Annotated in this window: 22 protein-coding genes and 1 riboswitch; of the genes, 5 read left to right on the top strand and 17 right to left on the bottom strand. The window is 75.1% G+C overall.

What is annotated here, in order from left to right; genetic code table 11:
- Nucleotides 1-71: 71 nt before the first annotated feature.
- The 12 genes from ACH436_RS03070 to ACH436_RS03015 form a co-directional block, all read right to left on the bottom strand.
- On the bottom strand, nt 72-527 hold the full coding sequence (locus ACH436_RS03070; protein ID WP_430558693.1) for a DUF4395 domain-containing protein: 456 nt from the start codon (nt 525-527) through the stop codon (nt 72-74).
- A gap of 73 nt (nt 528-600) precedes the next feature.
- Nucleotides 601-1,038: a thioredoxin family protein gene (locus ACH436_RS03065; RefSeq protein ID WP_430558692.1), complete on the bottom strand. Its 438-nt coding sequence runs from the start codon at nt 1,036-1,038 to the stop codon at nt 601-603.
- 98 nt (nt 1,039-1,136) lie between these two features.
- Nucleotides 1,137-2,264, bottom strand: coding sequence for an LLM class flavin-dependent oxidoreductase (locus ACH436_RS03060; protein ID WP_430558691.1), 1,128 nt, complete (start codon nt 2,262-2,264; stop codon nt 1,137-1,139).
- Nucleotides 2,264-3,412: an LLM class flavin-dependent oxidoreductase gene (locus ACH436_RS03055; protein WP_430558690.1), complete on the bottom strand. Its 1,149-nt coding sequence runs from the start codon at nt 3,410-3,412 to the stop codon at nt 2,264-2,266. The genes ACH436_RS03060 and ACH436_RS03055 overlap by 1 nt, the downstream gene beginning before the upstream one ends.
- Nucleotides 3,413-3,448: 36 nt before the next feature.
- A complete protein-coding gene (locus tag ACH436_RS03050) occupies nt 3,449-3,826 on the bottom strand; it encodes a rhodanese-like domain-containing protein (protein ID WP_430558689.1) in 378 nt (125 codons plus the stop codon).
- A gap of 79 nt (nt 3,827-3,905) precedes the next feature.
- Complete coding sequence (locus ACH436_RS03045) at nt 3,906-5,093, bottom strand: LLM class flavin-dependent oxidoreductase (protein ID WP_430558688.1); 1,188 nt, start codon at nt 5,091-5,093, stop codon at nt 3,906-3,908.
- Nucleotides 5,094-5,203: 110 nt separating this feature from the next.
- On the bottom strand, nt 5,204-6,238 hold the full coding sequence (locus tag ACH436_RS03040; protein WP_430558687.1) for an ABC transporter substrate-binding protein: 1,035 nt from the start codon (nt 6,236-6,238) through the stop codon (nt 5,204-5,206).
- A gap of 115 nt (nt 6,239-6,353) precedes the next feature.
- Nucleotides 6,354-7,166, bottom strand: coding sequence for an amino acid ABC transporter ATP-binding protein (locus tag ACH436_RS03035; RefSeq protein ID WP_430558686.1), 813 nt, complete (start codon nt 7,164-7,166; stop codon nt 6,354-6,356).
- The gene (locus tag ACH436_RS03030; RefSeq protein ID WP_430558685.1) at nt 7,163-8,233 is read right to left on the bottom strand and encodes an amino acid ABC transporter permease; all 1,071 of its coding nucleotides are present in this window, start codon (nt 8,231-8,233) and stop codon (nt 7,163-7,165) included. Before ACH436_RS03030 ends, ACH436_RS03035 begins: the two co-directional genes overlap by 4 nt.
- A complete protein-coding gene (locus ACH436_RS03025; protein WP_430558684.1) occupies nt 8,230-9,156 on the bottom strand; it encodes a DUF1684 domain-containing protein in 927 nt (308 codons plus the stop codon). The genes ACH436_RS03030 and ACH436_RS03025 overlap by 4 nt, the downstream gene beginning before the upstream one ends.
- Before the next feature lie 70 nt (nt 9,157-9,226).
- Nucleotides 9,227-10,480 carry an LLM class flavin-dependent oxidoreductase gene (locus ACH436_RS03020; protein WP_430558683.1) on the bottom strand — a complete coding sequence of 418 codons (1,254 nt, stop codon included), beginning with the start codon at nt 10,478-10,480 and terminating at the stop codon, nt 9,227-9,229.
- Nucleotides 10,481-10,675: 195 nt separating this feature from the next.
- Nucleotides 10,676-10,843: a hypothetical protein gene (locus tag ACH436_RS03015; RefSeq protein ID WP_430558682.1), complete on the bottom strand. Its 168-nt coding sequence runs from the start codon at nt 10,841-10,843 to the stop codon at nt 10,676-10,678.
- 24 nt (nt 10,844-10,867) lie between these two features.
- Nucleotides 10,868-10,981, bottom strand: a riboswitch (SAM riboswitch).
- Between the two features lie 273 nt (nt 10,982-11,254).
- On the opposite strand from ACH436_RS03015, the gene ACH436_RS03010 reads away from it, so the two are divergent.
- On the top strand, nt 11,255-12,034 hold the full coding sequence (locus tag ACH436_RS03010) for a GTP pyrophosphokinase family protein (protein WP_430559141.1): 780 nt from the start codon (nt 11,255-11,257) through the stop codon (nt 12,032-12,034).
- A 1-nt stretch (nt 12,035) separates the two neighbouring features.
- Nucleotides 12,036-12,470 carry an MmcQ/YjbR family DNA-binding protein gene (locus ACH436_RS03005; protein ID WP_430558681.1) on the top strand — a complete coding sequence of 145 codons (435 nt, stop codon included), beginning with the start codon at nt 12,036-12,038 and terminating at the stop codon, nt 12,468-12,470.
- Between the two features lie 43 nt (nt 12,471-12,513).
- Here the strand turns inward: ACH436_RS03005 and ACH436_RS03000 are convergent, their stop codons facing one another.
- Complete coding sequence (locus ACH436_RS03000; protein WP_430558680.1) at nt 12,514-13,530, bottom strand: LacI family DNA-binding transcriptional regulator; 1,017 nt, start codon at nt 13,528-13,530, stop codon at nt 12,514-12,516.
- A 103-nt stretch (nt 13,531-13,633) separates the two neighbouring features.
- On the opposite strand from ACH436_RS03000, the gene ACH436_RS02995 reads away from it, so the two are divergent.
- Nucleotides 13,634-14,563, top strand: coding sequence for a PfkB family carbohydrate kinase (locus ACH436_RS02995; protein ID WP_430558679.1), 930 nt, complete (start codon nt 13,634-13,636; stop codon nt 14,561-14,563).
- A 25-nt stretch (nt 14,564-14,588) separates the two neighbouring features.
- Nucleotides 14,589-15,353 carry a 5'/3'-nucleotidase SurE gene (gene surE / locus ACH436_RS02990; RefSeq protein ID WP_430558678.1) on the top strand — a complete coding sequence of 255 codons (765 nt, stop codon included), beginning with the start codon at nt 14,589-14,591 and terminating at the stop codon, nt 15,351-15,353.
- A 49-nt stretch (nt 15,354-15,402) separates the two neighbouring features.
- Here the strand turns inward: surE and ACH436_RS02985 are convergent, their stop codons facing one another.
- The 4 genes from ACH436_RS02985 to ACH436_RS02970 form a co-directional block, all read right to left on the bottom strand.
- A complete protein-coding gene (locus tag ACH436_RS02985) occupies nt 15,403-16,662 on the bottom strand; it encodes a family 43 glycosylhydrolase (protein ID WP_430558677.1) in 1,260 nt (419 codons plus the stop codon).
- Nucleotides 16,663-16,732: 70 nt separating this feature from the next.
- Nucleotides 16,733-17,995 carry an SLC13 family permease gene (locus ACH436_RS02980; protein WP_430558676.1) on the bottom strand — a complete coding sequence of 421 codons (1,263 nt, stop codon included), beginning with the start codon at nt 17,993-17,995 and terminating at the stop codon, nt 16,733-16,735.
- Nucleotides 17,996-18,037: 42 nt separating this feature from the next.
- Nucleotides 18,038-19,051 (bottom strand): L-lactate dehydrogenase, encoded by a 1,014-nt coding sequence (locus tag ACH436_RS02975; protein WP_430558675.1) that lies wholly within the window; start codon nt 19,049-19,051, stop codon nt 18,038-18,040.
- Entirely contained in the window at nt 19,051-20,457 is a 1,407-nt protein-coding gene (locus tag ACH436_RS02970; protein ID WP_430558674.1) for an acyltransferase, read from the bottom strand. The genes ACH436_RS02975 and ACH436_RS02970 overlap by 1 nt, the downstream gene beginning before the upstream one ends.
- A 175-nt stretch (nt 20,458-20,632) precedes the next feature.
- Here ACH436_RS02970 and ACH436_RS02965 point away from each other — a divergent pair, with 175 nt between their 5' ends.
- Nucleotides 20,633-21,499, top strand: coding sequence for an alpha/beta fold hydrolase (locus tag ACH436_RS02965; RefSeq protein ID WP_430558673.1), 867 nt, complete (start codon nt 20,633-20,635; stop codon nt 21,497-21,499).
- Nucleotides 21,500-21,505: the final 6 nt, after the last annotated feature.

The following is a 21,505-nucleotide window of genomic DNA, read 5'->3' as shown; positions in this document are numbered from 1 at the left end:
GCCGGCGGGGCGTCATCCCGTGGTCGGACGCGAACTGGCACCGACCTCCCGGCGGGTGCACCGAGGGCCGCTCAGGCGCGGCGCAGGCGAGCGCCGAGCAGGTAGAGCTCGCAGCCGAGGCACAGCCCGACGACGGCGTTCAGGGCGGCCGCGACGAACGCGATGCCCGCGGCCCACGGAACGGCGGCCAGGACGCCCGCGAGCCCCAGGACCACGCCCACGCCGGTGACGACGAGCCCCACGAGCTGGGCGAAGCGGGGCGGGCGCGGGTCCTCCAGCTCGGCCGGCGGCGCGAGCCGCGGGCGCACGAGGGTCTTGAAGAGCCAGCCCTGCACCGTGCCCTGCGCGCCGCGCACGGCCCCGAGCAGGAAGCCCGCGGCCACCACGGCGAGGAGCACGAGGCCGGCGGTGGTCGCCCCGAGCAGCACGACGACGGCGAGGAGCAGCGCCGTGATGCCGGCGCCCACGCGGGGCCCGCGCGGGTCGATGCCGGCGGGTGCCTGCGTCTCGGTGGTCTCGCGGGTCATCGTCGTCTCCTCGGTCGTGCCCGGCGTGGGCGGTCCGGCGCTGCGCCGGTGGTCGGTGCGCGGGTCGCGCGGGTCAGGCGCTGCCCGCCGCGACGGGCAGGGCGGTGTCCAGGGCGTGGCGCGCCTGGGCGGGCGACATCCCGCCGCTGCTGCGGGCGGTCTGCACCCCGGCGCCGTCGAGCACGAGCACGGTCGGGGTCTTGAGCACGCCCAGCTCGCGCACCAGGTCGAGGTGGTCCTCGACGTCGAGCTCGTGGTGCACGACGCCGTCCTCGCGCTCGGCGAGGCCGCGCAGCACGCGGGCCGTGGCTCGGCACGGGGCGCACACCTCGGCGGACAGCTGCACGAACGTGGCGCGCTCGCCGAGCGTCACACCCCGGGCCGCCCAGTCGACGCCCGGCCCAGGGCCCGCGGGCGTGGCCCGCACTCGGCCCTGCCGCGACCGCCAGACCGCGCCGAGCACCGCCGTGAGCAGCACGAGCACCCCCAGCACCACGAGCTGCGTGGTCATGCCCTCGCTCCTTCCGTCCGGCCGTCTCCCCGGTCATCTTCCTCGCCATCCGCATCCTGGTCGACACGGTGGTCACATGCCGGACACCATCGGGTCCGTCATGCCGCCTGAGCGAACGGCGGGTGCTCCACGGCCGTGAACCCGGCGGCCCGGCGGGTGTCGGCCGCCGACCACAGGTCGGTCGTGACCTCGGCGCGCACCAGGGGCGCCACCTCCGCGGCGAACCGTCGCAGCACGTCCTCCTGGTGCGCGGGCTCCAGCAGGTGGTTGACGGACACCGACTGCAGCACGTGCCCGAAGGACCCGTGGTAGTCGAGGATCTTCTCCGCCACCCGCTCCGGCGAGCCGACCAGCGCGGGCCCGCGCTCCACGGCGTCCTCCAGCGTCTCGAAGGCCAGCGCCTTGCCCACGTGGGTCGCCGGGTCGAAGCCGCGCGCCCGCAGCCGTGCGACCTGCCCCTCGTACAGGGGCCGGTACTGCTCGATCGCCTGCTCGGTGGTGTCGGCGAGGAACAGCCCGCCCGACCCTGAGCCCACGAAGCCGTACGCCGGGTCGTGCCCAGCGGCCGCGTAGCGCTCGCGGTAGCGGTCGATGAGCACCTGGTAGTTCTCGCGCGGCTGCAGCGCGTTCGCGCTGACGATCGGGTCGCCCCAGCGGGCGGCCAGGTCCACGGCGAACTCGCTCGTGGCCGACCCGTGCCAGATGCGGAACGGCCCGGCGAACGGGCGCGGCAGCGTCGTGGCGTGCTCGAGCGCGTGCCGGTGCCGCCCGGACCACGTGACGTCCTCGGCGGAGAGCAGCAGGCGCAGCAGCTCGTAGTTCTCCTCGAGGTACTCGTACTGCTTGGTGAGGTCGAGGCCCAGCAGCGGGTACTGCAGCTCCTCGTTGCCCTTGCCGATGACGATCTCCAGCCGGCCCCGCGAGAGCTGGTCCACGGTGGCGAGGTCCTCGGCCACGCGGATCGGGTCGAGCAGCGACAGCACGGTGACTCCCGTGGACAGCAGGATGCGGCTGGTCCGCGCCGCCACCGCGCCGAGGATGACGGTCGGGGCGGACGACAGCACGTCGCCCGCGTGCCGCTCCCCCACGGCGAACGAGTCGAAGCCGAGCTCCTCGGCCAGCACGGCGTGCTCGACGACGCGCTCGAGCCGGTCGGCGGGCGGCACCGCCTCCCCCGTGACCGGGTGCGGCGGGTTGAAGACGATGTCGAGCAGCTGGAAGCGCATCAGGCCACCCGCTCCCCCGCCGCACCGGACGCCTCAACGACCTCGGCCTGCTCGGCGGCGCGGTCGCGCGCGGCCACGCCCTCGCGCACCAGCGGGATGACGTACCGGCCGAAGTCGACCGCGTCGTCGAGCAGGTCGTAGCCCCGCGCGGAGATGACTCGTACGCCCAGGTCGTAGTAGGCCAGCAGCGCCTCGGCCACCTGCTCCGGCGTGCCGACCAGCGCGTTGGAGTTGCCGGCCCCGCCGGTGGCCCTCGCCGTCGCGGTCCACAGCGCGGTGTCGTACCGCTCGCCCTGGGCGGCGATCTCGAGCAGCCGCTGAGAGCCGGCGTTCTCCGGCGTGTCGATCGGGTGGCGGCGCGACAGCTGCCCGCCGAGCGCGGCCTTGCGGGCCTCGATCCGGTCCAGCACGCGGTGCGCCTTCTCCCAGGCGAGCTCCTCGGTGGGCGCGACGATCGGTCGGAACGCGGCGTGGATGCGCGGCGGCGTCGTCCGGCCCGCGGCGGCGGCCTCCGCGTGCACCCGGTCGATCTGCTCCTGCGTGCGCGTCAGCGGCTCGCCCCAGACGGCGTAGATGTCGGCCTCCGCCGCCCCGACCTTGAAGGCGGCGTCCGACGACCCGCCGAAGGAGATCGTCGGCACGTGCCCGTCGAACGGCTTCGTGTCGAGCACGAAGTCCTCGAACTCGTAGAACTCGCCGTGGTGGTCGAACGCCTCCGGGCTCGTCCAGGCCTGCTTGACGATGCGGATGTACTCGTGGGTGCGGGCGTACCGCTCGTCCTTGGTGAGCCGGTCGCCCTCGCGTCCCTGCTCGTGGTCGTTGCCGCCGGTGATGAAGTGCACCGACAGCCGGCCGCCGGAGAGCTGGTCCAGGGTGGCGAACGTCTTGGCGGCGTACGTCGGGTACGACACGTTGGGCCGGTGCGCCAGCAGCAGCTCGATGCTCTCCAGGCGTGCCGCCGTGTACGCGGCGAGGGCGGCCGGTTCCGGGCCGGACGACCCGTACGCGAACAGCACGCGCGTCCATCCGTTGTCCTCGTGGGCACGCACGATGCGCTCCAGGTAGGCGGGGTCGAACGCGGCGGTCGTGCGGGCCGACGCCTCGGAGGCGTCGTTCGTCGTGGCGATGCCGAGGAACTCGACGGGCATGGGTCTCTCCTTCAGGAACGGGGTGGGCGGCGCAGGTCAGGCGGTGGCCGAGGGGGTGGTGGCCGGCAGCCCGGCGTCGCGCCACGCGGGGAACCCGCCGTCGACGTGGGTGACGTCGGTGTAGCCGCGGGCGGCGAGGGCCGCGGCCACCGGGCCGGAGCCGTTCACCGACCCGCACACCACGACCACGGGGGTGTCGAGCGAGATCGCCGGGGCGCCCGCCGGGCCGAACAGGGCGTCGAGGTCGTCCCGGTCGGCGAGGGTCGCCCCCGGGATCTCGCCGGTGGCCGCGCGGCCGCCGGCCGACCGCACGTCGATCAGCAGGGCGCCGCGCTCGACGCGGTCGCCCGCTGCTCGCGCGTCCTGCGGGGCCGGGACGGACTCGGGCGTGGTGCTCTCGGGGGTGGTGGTCACGGGGTTCTCCTCGGGGTGCGTGCGGTGCTGGGCGTGCTGGGCGTGCGGGAGCTTCTGGGGGCCGTCGGTGCCGAGCGGCTCACGACGTGGCCAGGGCGGGGAGGCGGGGGTGGGCCTCGGCGGAGGTCCCCCATGCCTCGGCGAGCAGCGCGAACGACCGCCGCCGGTCGGCGGGGTCGTGCGTGGCGGTGGTGACGAGCAGCTCGTCGGCGCCGGTGACGCGGGCCAGGGTCTCGAGCCGCTCGACGACGGTCGCCGGGTCGCCGACGACCCGGGTGTCGACGCGGTCGGCGACCACCGCCCGCTCGTCCTCCGCCCGCTCCGCCCAGGGTGTGGCGTCGGCGGGCCGCGGGTAGGCGATCGCGCCGTCGGTGCCGCGCCGGATGGACAGCACCCAGTCGGCGAACGGCGCGGCAAGCTCGCGGGCGCGCTCCGTCGTGTCGGCGACGAGGACGTCCGCGGACACCACGACGTACGGCTCGGCCAGCACACCGGGGCGGAACGCCGCCCGGTACGCGGCCACCGTGTCGAGGGTGTTCGACGGGCTCACGTGGTAGTTCGCCGCGAGGGGCAGACCCAGCTCCCCGGCGCCCCGGGCGCTCTCGCCGCCGGAGGACGCCAGCACCCAGAGGTCGAAGGCGGCGTCCTGCACGGGCGGCGAGACGAACCGGCGGCCGGACCCATCGGCGTACGTCCCGGCCCGCAGGCCCAGCACCAGGTCCAGCTCGTCCCGGAAGCTCGCCGGGGTGCGCGACGCCCCCACCACGGCGACCTGGGCGAGGGCCCGCTCGCGCAGCACCGAGTCGCCCGCCGTCGGGGGCGCCGGCGGCACGTACAGCCCGTCGACGACGCGCGGGCCGCCCGCCGCGGGGGCCGGGCCCGGCGCGCCGCCGCCCTTCGGCGGCGTGAACGCGCGCCCCAGCCCGAGGTCCACGCGGCCGGGGTGCAGGGCGGCGATCGTGCCGAACTGCTCGGCCGCGACCAGCGGGCTCGTCGTGCTCAGCAGCACGGCGCCCGAGCCGACGCGGATGCGGTCGGTGCGGGCGGCCACGGCCGCCGCGAGCACGGCGGGCGACGCGGACCCGACGCCGGGCGACAGGTGGTGCTCGGCGTACCAGACCCGGCGGTAGCCGAGCCGGTCGAGGTCGACCGCGAGGTCGACGGCGTCGCGCACGGCCTGCGCACCCGTGCGGCCCTCGGGCACCAGGGCGAGGTCGAGGACGGACAGGGGCACCCTGCTGTTCAGGGCCGCGGTGGGCTCGGTCATGGTGGTGGTCTCCAGGTCGCGCGTGTGACGGGTGGGGCGGGTGGCGCTGGGTCGGCCGGCGGGCGGAGGCCGGTCGGGGGACGTCCGCGTGGCGCGGACGTCCCCCGACGTCACTCGGTCTTGGGCAGGCCCGGCGGGTTGGTCTCGGGCTTCTCGACGGCCTCGGTCTCCAGGCCCCAGCGCTCGAGCACCTGGGCGTAGGTGCCGTCGTCGAACGCGTGCTGGAGCGCGGCGGTCACGGCGGGGGCGAGGTCGTTGCCCTCCTTGGTGGCCACGGCGATCTGGGCCGTGTCGGGCCAGCCGCCGTTGAGGGTGCCGACGACGGCGAGCTCGTCGGGCGCGATCTTGGCCTGGTAGGCGAGGGACGCGTTCGGCCCGACGTACACGTCGAGGCGGCCGGACTTCAGGGCGAGCAGCACGTCGGAGAGCTGCTCGTAGTACTCGGGCTGCCCGCCGGCGATCGGCTCGAGACCGGCGTCGACGTTCTGGTCGTTCCACTCGAGGAGGATCTTCTCCTGGTTGGTGCCGGAGCCGACGCCCACCCGCAGGCCCGCGATGTCCTTCTGCTCGGAGATCTCGGTGACGTCGGAACCGGCCTTGGTCAGCCAGCCCAGCTCGTCGTTGCGGTAGGAGGAGAAGTCGATCGTCTCCTTGCGCTCCTCCGTCACGGTGACGTTGGAGATGACGGCGTCGACGTCGCCGGACTGGAGGGCCAGCGGCCAGTCGGCCCAGGCCTTGACCTCCAGCCGGAGGTCCTTGCCGAGGCCGTCGGCCACGAGCTGCGCGATGTCGGTCTCGTTGCCGATCGGCGTCGTGTCGTCGTCGGCGAAGAACCCGAGGGGCGGCGCCGCGCCGGCGCTCACCGCGACGACGAGCTCGTCGTCGTCGGCGAAGGCGTCGGGCAGCAGGGCCACGGCCTCGGGGGACTCCGTGGAGCGCACCCGGTCCTGGTCGGGGCTCGTGCTGACCTCGAGGCCGGCCGCGGCCGCGCCCTCGGAGCTGGTTCCGGCGGGGGCGTCACCGCCGGCGGCGGTGCCGGCGGCCTCGGGGGCCGACGTGCTCACGCTGCTGCACGCCGTCAGGACCAGCAGGGGCACGGTGGCGAGGGCGGCGAGCAGGCGCGCGCGGCGCAGGGGTGCGGTCACGGGGTTCTCCTGGGGAGTAGGGCCACGGCCGGGAGGGCACGGGGACGGGAGGGCGGAATCGGGGAGGACGAAAGGGCGGGATCGGGGGGCGTAAAGGAAGGTGGGGAGAGCAGGGTCAGAGGACCTTGTCGAGGAAGGCACGGGTGCGGTCGTGGCGGGGATGGTCGAGCACCTGGGCGGGCGGGCCCTGCTCCAGCACGACGCCGTCGTCCATGAAGACGACCGAGTCCGCCACCTCGCGGGCGAAGCCGATCTCGTGGGTGACGACGACGAGCGTGGCGCCGGTGCTCGCGACGTCCTTGATGACCTCGAGCACCTCGCCCACCAGCTCGGGGTCGAGCGCCGAGGTGGGCTCGTCGAACAGCAGGACGCGGGGGCGAAGGGCGAGCGCACGGGCGATCGCGACGCGCTGCTGCTGCCCTCCCGAGAGCTGGCGGGGCCGCACGTCCGCCTTGTCGGCGAGGCCGACGCGGGCGAGGAGCTCGCGTGCCTCCGCCTCGACCTGGGCGCGGGGACGCCCCTGCGCGGACACGGGTGCCTCGACGACGTTCTCGAGCACGGTGAGGTGCGGGAAGAGGTTGAACCCCTGGAAGACGAACCCGATCCGGGTGCGCTGGCCGAGGATCTCCCGCTCCTTGAGCTCCTGCAGCACGTCCCCGCGCCGTCCGTGCCGACGGCGGTACCCCACGAGCTCGCCGTCCACGGTGACGAAGCCGGCGTCGACCTTCTCGAGGTGGTTGATCGCGCGCAGCAGGGTGGACTTGCCGGAGCCGGACGGGCCCAGGACGACGGTGACCGTGCCGGGCTCGAACGTGAGGTCCACGCCCTTGAGCACCTCGAGGGTGCCGAAGCTCTTGTGCAGGTCGTGCACCTCGACGCGGCCGGCGGCCGGCACGGTGACGGCGGCGAGCACGGCGGTGGCGGTCATGCGGGGCCTCCGGAGGTGCGGGCGGTGCGGGTGAGGACCCCGACGCGGGCGCGGGCGGCGAAGGCGGGCGGCACGTGGCTCGGGACGGGACGGCCCGTGAGGCGCGCCCGGGTGACCGCCGCCGTCCAGCGCACGCGCTGCAGCGGGGTGGGCGGGAGGGTGCGCACGGCGCCCTTCGCGTAGTGCCGCTCCACGTAGTACTGCACGATCGTGATGAGGGTGGTCAGCACGAGGTACCAGATCGCGGCGACGATGAGCAGCGGCACCACCTTGCCGTTGCGCCCGTAGATCACGGACGCGATGTAGAACAGCTCTCCGTACGCGAGGACGTACACGATCGAGGTGCCCTTGAGCAGGCCGATGACCTCGTTGACGGCGGTCGGCACGATCGAGCGCATGGCCTGCGGCAGCACGATGCGGGTGACCTGGCGCCGGCGCGGGATGCCGAGCGACGCGGCCGCCTCCTGCTGACCCTGGTCGACGCTGAGGATGCCGGCGCGCACGATCTCGGCGGAGTAGGCGGCCTGCGACAGCCCGAGGCCCAGGATGGCGGCGCCGAACTTGTCGATCAGCCCGAGCGTGTCGAACCAGAGGAACTCCGGGCCGAAGGGGACGCCGAGGCTGAGGTGCGGGTACAGGTAGGCGAGGTTGTACCAGAGCAGCAGCTGCAGCAGCAGCGGCACGGACCGGAACACCCAGGTGTACGCCCACGAGACGCCGACCAGCAGCGGCGAGCGGGACAGGCGCATGAGCGCGAGGACCGTGCCGAGCGCGAAGCCCACGACCGAGGCCGCGGCGGTGAGGCGGATCGTGGCCCACGCCCCGGAGAGGATCGACGGCCAGGTGAGGTACTGCGCGACGACGTCCCACTCCCAGCGGTCGTTGGTGACCAGCGAGCTGACGACCATCGCCAGCAGCACGGCCACGCCGGCCGTCGCCGCCCATCGCCCGACGTGGCGGGCGGGCACGATGCGCAGGTGCGCGTACGGGGTCGTCCCGGTGCTCTCCTCCGCGGGCGACGGGGCCGCCGTCGCCGTCCGGGCGCCTGGGGTCGTGACGGCGGTCATCGCGGCGACCTCTCCCCTGCCGTGACGGCGAACGGCACATGGTTGCCCGGCGGCGGTGCGGGGCACGTGCCGTGCTCGCTGAAGGCGTACGGCAGGTTGACGGCGTCGTTGAGGTCCAGCCGCGCGACGCCGGCGGTGCCGGGCGTCAGCGACTCCGGCACGTCGGGGCGGACGACCCGCCAGGGCGCCGCACCAGGGGCCTCGTCGCTGAACAGCAGCGACGGCGCCCCGCCGGGCCCGGCCGTCAGCAGGAGCGTGACGGTCCGGCCGTCACGGTTCAGGTCGAGCTCTCCGACCGCCCGCAGCCGGTGCACCAGCCCGCGGCGCGCGGCCCCCACCACCACCTCGTGGGGCGTGTCGTACAGCCGGACGGGCACCTCCAGCTCCCACGACGGGTCGTGGGCGAAGACGGGCACCCCGGCGAAGTCGAGGCGCGCGCGAGCGTGCGGATCGCGCAGCCGGATCGCGAGACGGCCCGTGCGGCGGAACAGCTCGACCGCCACCGCGGCCGTCTCCCCGACCGGCCCGTCGTCGCTCGGGCCGCCGTCGCGGCCGAGGGGTTCGCGGCCGACCGGCAGGAACGTGCCCAGGACGACGCCGGCCCCCTCGGGCACGTCGCCGTCGAAGGCGCCGTCCGAGATCCCGCGCCCCTCGATCCGCGGACCGTCCGCGCCGCCGGGACGCAGGTGGGCGCCGGTGTCGTCGGCGAACCACAGCCCGGGCACGCCGGGCAGCGGCGCGGGCCGGGACGGCAGCCAGTGGAAGCCGGCCAGGCTCAGCCAGCCGTGCGGCGCGGCGAGCTCTCGCTCCCGGTCGGCGCGCCCGCGCGCACGCGGGTCGGCGGCGGGCGAGGCCGCGCGACCGGTGTCAGGAGCGGCGGGCGAGCCGGGATGACGGGCGGACGGTGGTGCGGTGACGGTCATCGAGGGCCTCCGGTCACGGGAGCGGGCAGGGAAGCGGCACGGTCGTGGGTGCGGGCGCCGGGCCGGGTGCTCACGCCCGCACCAACCGGGCGTCGCCGGCGCGTTCGGTGCGGGTACGGGGCCGGCCGGGTGCGTGGGCCGGGACGGTGCCGCCGTAGGTGTCGGCGCCCGCGGGGCCGGCCTCGGGGAGCCCGAGGGTGGCGCGCAGCGTGCGCGGCGCCGAGGACGCGACCGTCCGCACGCCGTCGCGCACGAGCCGCGGGACCAGGCCGTCGACGATCGCGTCCAGGTCCGGGCCGAGGGACGAGGGCCGCAGCAGGAAGCCGTCCGACGCTCCCGCGTCGCGCCACCCGACGATCGTCTCCGCGAGGTCGTCGGGCGTTCCCGCCACCACGAGCAGCCCGCCCGAGACCTCCGGTCCCTCCAGGGCCTCGACCAGCTCGAGCCGCGCCTGCGCGCTGGCCCGCTCCTCGGCGAGCACGACGTACGCCTCGGTGAGCACGCGCAGCGTGTCGGGGTCGCGCCCCGCGGCCTCGGCGGCGTCGCGCAGCCGGGAGCGCAGCCGGATCGCCCGCGCGGGCGCGGTGGCGGCGACGCGCACGACGTCCGCGGTCCGGGCGGCGAGGTCGAGCGCGGCCTCGCTCCGGGCGGAGACGACGACGGGCGGCCTGCCCTGACGCCCCGCGGCGCCCCGGCGAGCGCCGTCGGCGGGGCGGCCCTCGGCGGGACGGAGGCGACGCACGGCGAACCGGATGCCGTCGTGGTCGACGCGGAAGCGCCCCTCGTCGTCGACGACGACAGCGCCGGCCGTGTCACCCGTGGCCCCCGCCGCGAGGCCGCCCCACTGCCGCACGACCTGCGCGGCGACGCCGGCGGCCTGCTCGGCCCAGCCCTCGTCCTGCACGACGGCCCCGGCGGGGAGGCCGACCTGCCACCCGGCACGGCCGGCGCTCGCCTGGTCGACGCGGGCGATCGCCTGCGCGACGTGGGCGGGGTCCACGTGCACGGTGTCGACGGCGGCCACGAGCCCGGCACGCTTCGTGTGCGGCGCCACCCGGGCGGCGGCCACGGCGGCGTCGAGGCGCCCCGTGACCTGCCTGCGGCCCGGGTGCAGCAGGAAGCCTTCGTCGAGGGTGACGAGGTCGAGGCCCCCGCCGTCGGCGGTGCGCACGAGCTGGACGAACCGCTCGCCGTCGAACGAGCGCGGCTGCACGATGCCGCGCGCCCGGTGGACCCCGGGGCGGGCGCCGGCCGCCGTGAGGTCGACCCCAACGACGAGGGGGGACGGGGCGGTGCTGGGCGTGGAGGAGGGCAGGTACGGCACGTCGGCTCCGATCGGACGCGGCGCGGGGCGCGCTCGGGCACGGGTCATGGACCCGCGGGTGCGCGCCGCCGCCGGAAGGGCAGGGGAGGATGGCCCGCCGGGACGGACGGGCGGGGGCGTCTGCGGCCGTGCCCGGCGGACGCCGGGCCGTCGGGGACGGTCGTCCGCCGTGGGCGGCGGACGGTCAGACCGCGGTCAGCGGCGTCGACACCACGCCGGGGTGGACATCGGCGTGGCGGACATCGGCGTGCCGGGCAGCGTCGAGGCGATCGTCGTCGAGGCGATCGTCGTCGAACCGGACGGCACGTGCCGGGTCCGGGACGACAGGGGGCGCACGGTGGTCGCGTCGCGGTGCATGCTCACCCTCTCCTGCTCCCGCCGAGGCGGGGTCGCGTGTTGCCGTGCCGTCGGCGACGGCCGGCCTGGTCCTCACCCGGGGCACCCACCCGCGCTGGGGGTTGCCGTCCGACGAGCCGGGGCTTCGCGTCGGAGCTCGTGACCACCCGGGACGTGCGACCGCGACCGCCTCGCGGCGCCGCGGTCGTCCGACCCGGTGCGCAGGAACGTAGGTGTCCGGAAGAGGGGTGTCAACGGTTCGTCCGGTCCGTCTCGAATAGCGAACAGATCCGACCGGACTAGTCGGATACTCGCCGACGCGGAAACCCGTCTACCGTGGTGCCCGTGAGCCAGGACGCAGGGCAGGACGCACCGCACTCGCACGAGGCTGCGCACGACTCGATGCCCGACTCGATGCACGACCCGATGCCCGACCCGATGCACGACTCAGTACCGGGGGCCCCGCACCACTCCCCCGAGGCCGCCGAGATCCGTGCGCTGGTCAACCAGCTGCGGCGGCTCGTGCTGACGTACAAGTTCGGGATCGACGAGGTCATGACCAAGATCTCGATCCTGCGCGACGAGTTCCGGCACATGCAGAACTACAACCCGGTCGAGCACGTCAGCTCGCGCCTCAAGTCGCTCGAGTCGATCGTCGCGAAGTGCCGCCGCAAGGGCATCCCCCTGACTCCCGAGGGCGTCCGCGACCACATGTTCGACGTGGCCGGCGTCCGTGTCACCTGCAGCTTCGTCTCCGACATCTACAAGGTGCGGGACATGCTCATGAACCAGGCGGACCTCACCGTCCTGGAGGAGCGCGACTACATCGCCCACCCCAAGGCCAACGGGTACAAGTCCCTGCACCTCATCGTGCAGGTGCCGGTCTACCTCTCCGACCGGGTCGAGCACGTGATCGTCGAGATCCAGCTCCGCACGATCGCCATGGACTTCTGGGCGAGCCTGGAGCACAAGATCTACTACAAGTACGCGCGCGACGTGCCCCGCCACCTCACCGATTCGCTCAAGCTCGCCGCCGACGTCGCCTCCTCCCTCGACAGCTCGATGGAGCGCATCCACGACGAGGTCAAGGCCATCGCGGGCGCCGAGGAGCCGGTCGAGCAGCGCGACTCGCTCCTCACTCCGGAGGAGATGCTGCGCAACTTCTGGAGCGCCGCCGAGGTCGAGGGCGACGCCCTGCGGGCGACGCGCGAGGGCTGACGTGGGGCCCGTCGAGCACCAGGAGCTCGCCGCCCGCGTCGCGCTCGCGCTGCCGGGCGTGACCCGCACGTGGCCGTTCGGCCCCGAGCACGACGTGTTCAAGGTCCAGGGCAAGGTGTTCTGCATGACCACGGACGTCACCGGTACCCCGCTGGTCACCCTGAAGTGCGCACCCGAGGACGGCGAGGCGCTGCGCCAGGAGCACGCGCACGTCACCGCCGGGTACCACATGAACAAGCGGCACTGGATCTCGGTGGCCGCCGGCCCGGGCATCACCCCGGAGCTCGTCGAGGAGCTGGTCCTGGACGCGTACGCGCTGGTCGTCGCGGCGCTGCCGCGACGCCTGCGCCCCGTCGACCTCGACGACGCGGAGCGGCTGCGCACCGGGATCGGCGACGTGCTGGCGGGCCGCCTCCCGCGCCGCCCCGGCGTCTGACCCGGCTACCGGACCGGCGACCGAAGAGCAGGGCCCGGGACCGTCAGGCGGGGACGGTGCTCGCCCGCACCACCAGCAGCGGCTCGCAGGTGACGAGGCGGTGACGGTGCGCCTCGGGGCCCGCGGCCAGCTCCTCGAGCAGGAGCCGCACGGCCTCCCGGCCGATGGCCTCCCCCGGCTGCCGGATCGTCGTGAGCGGGACGGCGGAGTCCCACGCGGCCCGGTTGTCGTCGTAGCCGATGATCGCGACGTCGTCGGGGACGCGCAGGGACGACGACAGCAGCAGGGACTGCAGCACCCCCACGGCGAGCAGGTCCGCCGCGGCGACGACGCCGTCGGGCCGCTCGTCGGCGCCGCGCAGCACCAGGTCGTCCCCCACGCGCCGGCCGTCCTCGACCTGGACGTTGCCCGTGTGCTCCACCTCGAGCACGACGCCCGGGTGCTCGGCGACGGCGCGCTCGACCCCCTGCAGGCGGTCGCGGACGGGGACGAGCTCGGTCGTGCCGGCGAACAGCAGCCGCCGGCGTCCGCCCTCGATGAGGTGCGTGGCGGCGAGGTAGCCGCCCAGCTCGTTGTCCGGCACGACGGAGCAGACGTCCGAGGGGTCGCCCGCCGCGTCGACCACGACGAGGGGCACACCCGGCGCCGCGCGGTGCAGGTCCTGCGTCGAGCCGTGGTTCGCCGCGACGAGGACGCCCGCCACGCGGTCCTCGACGAACAGGTCGAGGTACGTGCGCTGCTTCTCCTCCGACATGTCCGAGTTCGCGAGGAGCAGGTTCAGCCCGGCCCGGCCCGCCTCGGCCTCCGCTCCCCGCGCGACGTCGAGGAAGTAGGAGTTGGCGAGGTCGATGATCACGAAGCCGAGCGTGGAGCTGCGACCCGCGGCCAGGGAACGGGCGACGCCGTTGCGCACGAACCCGAGCTCCCGGATCGCGGCCTCCACCCGGGCGCGGGTCGCCGGCGTCACGCGCACCGTGCCGTTGAGGACGTTCGACACCGTGCCCATCGACACCCCCGCGGCACGCGCGACGTCCGAGATGCTGGGGGACGAACGTCTCACCGGGGTTGTCGCTCCTCGGGCCGGCGGGTGGGTGACGAGAGGAAGGCTACCCGCGGGGCCGTCCCCTCGGGCGGGAACCATGGCCTGCGGCTACGGTCCAGGCATGCCGCCCACGCCCCGGATCTGCGTCGTCGCCCCCGAGCCCCTGCTCACGATCGAGATCGAGACCGACCCGGTGCGCGACGCCCCCGAGGTGCACGTCCATCCGGGCGGCCAGGGGCTCTGGGTCGCGACCATGGCGCGCGCCCTGGGCGCCGAGGTGGTGGTGTGCGGCGCGTTCGGCGGGGAGACGGGCGAGATCGCGGCGCACCTGGCGCGCACCCAGGACCTGGAGGTCCGGCCGACGCACCGGGGCGGCGGAGGCACGCTGGTGCGGGACCGCCGGTCGGGGGACGACCCCCACCACGTGGTGATGCCGTCGGTGCCTCTCGACCGGCACGCCCTGGACGACCTCTACGGCACGTCGCTGGTGGCCGCCATGGAGGCGGACGTGTGCGTGCTGACCGGGACGCAGCACGGCGTCGGCCTGCCGGAGGACTACCTCGCCCGGCTCGCCCGCGACGTGGCGGCCTCCGGCACCCCCGTCGTGGCGGACCTGAGCGAGGACGTGGCGAGCACCGTGGACCGCGCGTCGCTCGCCGTGCTGAAGATGAGCCACGAGGAGATGGTCGACGGCGGCCTGACGGACGACGACTCCGCCTCGGCCCTGCGGGCGGCCGCGGCCGGCTGGGTCGCGGAGGGGCTCGACGCGTTCGTCGTCTCCCGCGCCCACGAGCCGACGCTCCTGGTCACGCCCGACGGCTCGTCGACCCTGACGACCCCGTCGGTGTCGACCGTCGACCACCGCGGCGCGGGCGACTCGATGACGGCCGGCGTCGCGGTCGGCGTCGCGCGCGGGCTGCCCGTGGTGGACGCGGTGCGCCTCGGCGCGGCGGCGGGCGCCCTCAACGTCGCACGGCACGGGCTGGGGACGGGCAGCCGCTCGGAGATCGAGAGCTTCGCCGACCGGATCACGGTCGAGGAGCTCGCCTGACGGCACGACGGGGAGGACGCGGACGATGCTCGCGCTGGTGACGAACGACGACGGGATCGACTCCCCGGGCCTGGGGGTGCTGGCGCGGTGCGCGGTCGCGCTCGGCCTGGACGTGGTGGTCGCCGCCCCGCGCGAGGAGTCGTCGGGCGCGTCGGCGGCCCTGCACGGGGCGGAGGAGGACGGCCGCCTGGCCGTCGCCTCGCACCCGTCCCCGGGGGTGCCCGAGGGCGTGCTGTCGCTGGCGGTGGCGGCCGACCCCGCCCTGATCGCCTTCGTGGCCGCCTACGGGGCGTTCGGCGAGGTCCCGGACGTCGTCCTGTCCGGCGTGAACCGCGGGCCGAACGTGGGCAACGCGGTCCTGCACTCGGGCACGGTGGGCGCGGCCCTGACCGGGGCGGCGCTCGGGATGCGGTCCCTCGCCGTCTCGCTCGACGCGGCCGACCCCGTGCACTGGGACACGGCGGAGAACGTCGCGACGCACGCGCTCGCCTGGCTGCTGGGCCGCCCGCTGAGCCGGCGGACCCTCAACATCAACGTGCCGGACCTCCCCCGCGACCGGCTCCGCGGCCTGCGGCAGGCGCCGTTGGCGACCTTCGGGGCCGTCCACGCGCGCATCGCCCGCAACGACGACGACCCCTCCGACCCCGGTCTCGTGGTCAGGTACGAGGGCACCGAACGCTCCACCGAGCCGGACTCGGACGCCGGCCTCCTGGCCCGCGGCTGGGCGACGGCCTCGCTCCTCCTCGCCCCCTACGCGGACGACTCCGACGTGGTCCCCGGGCTGCCGTGAGCGTCCCGGCCGCCCGCCGGGTCGTGCCGCCGGACCCCGGACGACGCGGTCAGGCGAGGACGAGCACCCGGTGCACGGTGACACGGCTGCCCGTCGACCCGAACCGGGTGCCGTCCTTCTGCGACCACGTCGGCACCTCGCCTGTCGGTGTCACCCGCAGCGTCCAGCGCCCGGCGGGCAGGACGGGCGAGACGTAGCGCAGCCCGGTGTCGGGCACCTTCGCGTAGAAGTCGACGAGGTGCGACGTCACCACGTGTCCGGCGTCGAGCAGCTCGACCCGGGCGTACCCGCTCCCGCCGTCGGTCGTGCCGACGACGGCGAAGCGCGCGCCCTCGACGTCGACCTCGAGGCGGTCGTCCGGGGCGCCGGAGCGGAACGGAGCCTCGACGACGTCGAGGGCGTCGTCGGCGAGCCGCACCTGCTCGCCCGTCGCCGGGTCCCACGCCGGCCAGTACTGTCCGAGCCGCGCCGCGCCGCCGTCGGTCAGCAGCGGCAGCCACACCTGCGTCGCGGCCGAGGCCTGGTGCGGGAAGGACCAGCGGTCGCCCACGTACATCGGCACGACGTCGTCGCCGCGCCGCACCCGTGCCACGAAGGAGCACTGCGAGTTGTGCGTCAGTGTGCCTGCCGGGGCGAGCAGCCCGGCGTGCCGCCACGGGCCCCGCACCGTCGGCGCCGTGAGCACCTCGTTGTCGTTGCACTCCCAGGACGTCTTGTGCGACACGAGCAGGTGGTAGCCGTCGTCGGATCGCCACATGGCGGGCGACTCGCCGCCGGGCGCCAGGTGCTCCGCGACCTTCTCCTGCGCCGTCAGGTAGTCGTCCGCGAGGAGGTACACGTCGCCCTCGTGCACCAGGAGATAGCCCGCGCCGTCGTCGTCCTGGAAGGCGCCGATGTCCCACCGGCGCACGGGCTCGCCCTGGTGCTCGAGCGGCCCGTGCCAGCGGTACTCCCCGGCCACGGTGTCGCACGTGGCGACGGCGACCAGGGGGTCGGTGTAGCCGAGGTCGTCGGAGTGCACGTACATGACGAAGCGGCCGGTGGCCGGGCAGCGCATCACCTTGGGTCGCTCGCCCACCCGGTCCGGTCCGAGGGGCCCGTCCGGCTGCACCGGCAGGACGACGCGCTCGAACCTCCAGTGCTCGAGGTCGGTCGACGACCAGCAGCCCACGCCGTCGAACCGGTTGACGTCGTCGGTCTTGTGCTCGCCGAACAGGTAGTAGCGCCCCTCGTGGTCCACGAGGCAGGCGCCGTGGGCGTTGACGACCTCGCCGCGGTCGTCGAACCAGGGCACTCCGTTGAGGATCATGGGCCGACAGCAGACCACACCGGGCGGCCGGTTGGAAAGCGCTTGCGCACCTCAGGTCGGCACGGTGGCGTCAGGCGGGCGTCAGCGGCCAGACGACCGGGATCAGCAGCGTGGCGACCACGAGCCAGGCGAGCATCATCACGAGCCCCAGCCGCCAGTAGTCGCCGAACTGGTAGCGCCCCGGACCCCTGACGATCATGTTCGCGGGGGTCGCGATCGGGGTGAGGAACGACGCCGCCCCCGCCGTCGCGACGAGCATGAGCACCGGTGCGGCCGAGATGCCCACCCCCTCCGCCGCCGCGAGGGCGATCGGGGTCACGACCAGCACCGTCGCCGCGTTCGAGATGAACTGCCCGAGCAGGGCCGTGAGCACGAACAGCGCGGCCAGCAGGAGGTGCCCCTCGCCCGCGGGGACGACGCCGACGACGACGTCGGCGAGGAGGTCGGCCGCACCCGAGTCCGCGATGGCGACCGAGAGCGGGACGAGCCCGGCGATGAGGACGAGCGTCTCCCACGGGAGCGCGCGCAGGGCCCGCGACGCCGGGACGGCCCGCACGAGGACCATGCCGACCGCGCCGACGAGTCCGGCGACCGCGGGCGGGAGCGCGCCGGAGGCCAGCATCACGATCGTCGCGACGAGCACCGCGACCGCGCCCGCCGCCCGTGCGCCCAGGCGCTCGGGCGGGGCCTGCACCGGTGGGCCGGCGCCGCGCGGCGGCTCGCCCCGGTCCGGCAGCAGCCGGTCGCCGCACAGCACCGCGACGACCACCGTGACCAGCACCAGCGGCGCACCGACGGCGGCGAACTCGAAGAAGCCGAACCGGGTGCCGGTCGTCTCCTGCAGGGCGTCGGAGACGATGACGTTGACCGGGCTGCCGCTGAGCGTCAGGAGGGCGCCGGCGCTCGCGGCGTAGGCGAGCGGGATCGCGAGCCGTGAGGTGGCCACGCCGGCATGGCGTGCGACGAGCACCATCACGGGGAGCGCCGCGGCGGCGGCGCCGTTGGGCGTGACCAGGGCCGCGAGCGCCGCGCTCAGCGCCATGAGGGCGACCAGCACGCGGGTGCGCCCCGTCCCGGCGCGGGCGAGGAGCTGCTGCCCTGCCCACGTGGTCACGCCCGACGCCTGCAGGCCCTCGCTCAGTACAAACAGGGTCGCGATGAACAGGACGACGGGGTCGCCGAACCCTGCGATCGCCTGCTCCGGGGTGAGGACGCCGGTCGCGGCCAGGGCCAGCGCCGTGAGCACCGCGACGACGCCGACGGGCAGGCGGTTCCACACGAACAGGGCGACCGCCGCGGCGAGCACGATCAGGCTCAGCGCGGCGTCCGACATCCCCGCTCCCCTCGTGTCGTGCGCCGCCCGGGGCCCGCGCCGTCAGAGGCCGAGCTGGCGGGCGGCGGCGCGCAGCGTCTCGGCAGAGTGTCGCAGGGCGGCGAGCTCGGCGCCCGACATCGGCGTCGGCAGCACCGTGCCGGCGCCGGCGTGGCTGACCATCGTGGGCATCGACAGGCACACGTCGCCCATGCCGTGCTGGTCCGTCATCAGCGAGGAGACCGGCATGACCCGGTGCTCGTCGTTCACCACCGCCTCGACGATCCGGGAGCTCGCCAGACCGATGGCGTAGGAGGTCGCCCCCTTGCCGGCGATGATCTCGTACGCGGAGTGCACGACGTCGTGCGCGATCGCGTCCCGGGCCGCCTCGGTGAGCGTGGCCCGGCCGTCGAGCGGGCCGAGGTCGAGGAGCGGCACGCCGCCGATGGTGGCCGAGGACCACAGCGGCACCGCGGTGTCGCCGTGCTCGCCGGCGATGTACGCGTGCACGTTCTGCACCGCCACGCCGACGTGCCGGGCGATCAGGTAGCGGAACCGCGAGGAGTCCAGCACGGCCCCCGAGCCGAGGACCTGGGCTCGCGGCAGCCCGGAGAACCGCAGCGCGGCCCAGGTGACCACGTCCACCGGGTTGGTGACCATGACGTAGACGGCGTCCGGCGCGACGTCGACGAGCTGCGGCATGAGCGTGCGCACCAGGCCGACCGTCGAGCCCGCCAGGTCCATCCGCGTCTGCCCGGGCCGCTGCTTCGCACCGGCCGTGACCACGACGACGTCCGCGCCGGCGCACGCGGCGATCTCGTCGGTCCCGACCACGTGCGCCATCGGCATGAACTGGATGCCGTGCGCGAGGTCGAGGGCCTGGGCGCGGACCTTCGCGGTGTCGATGTCGTACAGCACGACCTCCCGCGCGGCGCCCCGCATCAGGACCGCGTAGGCCAGCGTCGCACCGACCGCACCGGCGCCGACGACGGCCACCTTGGCCGTGGGACGCCGCGCCTGCGCCGTACCCCCGCCCAGCGTCTCGTCCGCCTCGATCGTCTCGTTCTCCACCCGCATCACTGCCGTCCCTTCGTCGCCTCGCGGCTCTCATCGTGCGCATCCCTGCGGCCCACCCGCAGCACCGCGGCCGCGCCGAGCACCAGGACCAGGGCGCCTGTCGGCACCATGAAGGGTCCGTACGGCCCGTCGCTCGACGACGCCAGCCACAGCAGGCCGAGGATCGCGGCGGCGTACGCACCGGCGACGACCGGCAGGGTGGCGAACGGCGCGCCTCGGGACGGTGCCCTCCCAGACGCCGCGGCGACGTCACGGGCGGTGTCACCGGCGGCTTCAGTGGCTGTGAGCCTCCGGGTCAGGGCCCCGGTCTCGATGCGCCCGAACAGCGCGACGAACGCCGCGAGCACCACCGCGAGCGTCGCCATCCAGGGCACCCGCCCGAGCCACCAGGCGGTGGTGCCGACGTCCGCCGACGGGAGCAGGCCCGCGGCGTCGAGCGCGAGCGCACCGACGAAGGAGGCGACCATGTGCCACAGGAACACCGTCAGCACGACGGCGTTCACACCGATCACCGCCGCCCACGGCCGCCGTCGGGTCAACCACCGGTCGGCGGGCCCGGCCACGAGGACGGCGAGCCCCACCTGCGCCGCGGCGAGCGCCAGGAGCGCGAGGGACGGGGGCGACGGGTTCTGCAGGGCGGCGCCCGGGACCGTCACCATGCTCACCGGGTACGGACCCGGCCCCGTGAGCAGCAGCAGCGCGGCCACCGAGCCCGCCACGAGGATCGCCGCCCGGCGCGGGGTCAGGCGCAGGCTGCCGTCCTCCCACGCGAAGCCGACCTGGTGCACGGCGAGCCACGCGAAGACGAAGTTTCCCGCCGCCCACAGCTCCACGCCGGTCGACAGGCGCAGCATGTCGCCCGCGACGACGCCCGCGAGCAGGACGGCGGGCACCGCGAGCCCGTACCTGCGGTGCAGGCGGTGCATCGTCGGCGTCAGGGCGACGACGCCGAGGTAGACGACCAGGAACCACAGCGGCAGCACCACGAGGGCCACGGCCTGGACGACGAACCCCTCCCGGACGCCGGCCCAGACCGCCACGAGCGCGCCCGCCGCGGTCGCCAGCAGCAGGGCCGTCACCGGCGGGAAGAGCCGGGCGCTGCGGCCCAGCAGCCATCCGGCGACGTCGCCGCCGCGGTCACGGTGCCGCGTCCAGGAGATCGCGTTCGACACTCCGCCGACGAGGAAGAACAGGGGCATGACCTGGAAGAGCCAGGTCGCCGGGTGCAGCTCCGGCAGCTGCGGCAGCGCCGTGAAGCCGGTCAGCTCGCCGTCCGGGGTCCGCACCACCGTCATGATCAGCCAGTGCCCGGCGACCACCGCCATGATCGCGGTGGCGCGCAGCAGGTCCACGTGCCGCCGCCGGGTGGTGGGCGTGCGCACGGCCAGCTCGCTGATCGTCGGCATCTGCGTCCTCCTCGGGGTCGGGTTCCGTGCAGACGCCCCCGAGCCTGCGCCCCGTGCCCGACGGCCCGGTCGCAGGAGCACGGGAAACCCGCAGCCGTCTGCGTGGCAGCACGCAGACCGGGGCCGCGCGCCGAGCCCGCGGGCGGGCATCTCCGGCCGTCGTTACCGTCTCGCCATGTTCGAGGACTTCACGCTGGAGAGCGTCGCCGTCGGGGACGTGACGCTGCGCGTGCGGCACGGTGGACGCGGCACCCCGGTGGTGCTGCTGCACGGCCACCCGCGCACCCACACCACGTGGCACGAGGTGGCGCGCCGGCTCGCACCCCGGCACACGGTCGTCTGCCCGGACCTGCGCGGCTACGGCCGGTCGTCGCTGCCTCCGGACGCCGCGGACCACGCGCAGTCGAGCAAGCGAGCCATGGCGCTCGACGTCGTCCGGCTCATGGACGCCCTGGGGCACGAACGTTTCGCCGTGGCGGGGCACGACCGGGGGTCGCTCGTCGCGTTCCGCACGGCGATGGACCACCCGGAGCGGGTGTCGCACCTCGTCGTGATGGACGGCCTCCCGGTCGTCGAGCACCTGGAGCGCACCGACGCGACGTTCGCCCTGTCCTGGTGGCACTGGTGGTTCCTGGCCCAGGACGCCCAGCCCGCGGAACGCGTCATCACGGCCGACCCCGACGCCTGGTACCGCACCCCGCCGCCCGAGGAGATCGGTGCGGGCAACCACGCCGACCTGTGGGCGGCGCTGCGCGACCCGGCGGTGGTGCACGGCATGTGCGAGGACTACCGCGCCGGGCTCGGCATCGACCGCCGGCACGACGAAGCCGACCGGGCCGCCGGCCGACGCGTCGACTGCCCCGTCCTGCTCCTGGAGTCCGCCGACGACGACCTCGACGTGCACGGCGACCCGGCCGCGATCTGGCAGCCGTGGCTGCGGCATGCGCTGAGCCACCGCGTGATCGCCTCCGGCCACCACCAGGCGGAGCAGGCGCCCGGGCAGGTCGCCGACGCCCTGCTGGAGTTCCTCGCCGCGCACTGACCTCCC

The organism is Isoptericola sp. NPDC019693 (genome assembly GCF_044389085.1).
In the GTDB taxonomy this organism is placed as follows: domain Bacteria; phylum Actinomycetota; class Actinomycetes; order Actinomycetales; family Cellulomonadaceae; genus Isoptericola.
The sequence above is the reverse complement of the archived record's forward strand: the minus strand, read 5'-3'. Positions and strand labels throughout refer to the sequence as shown.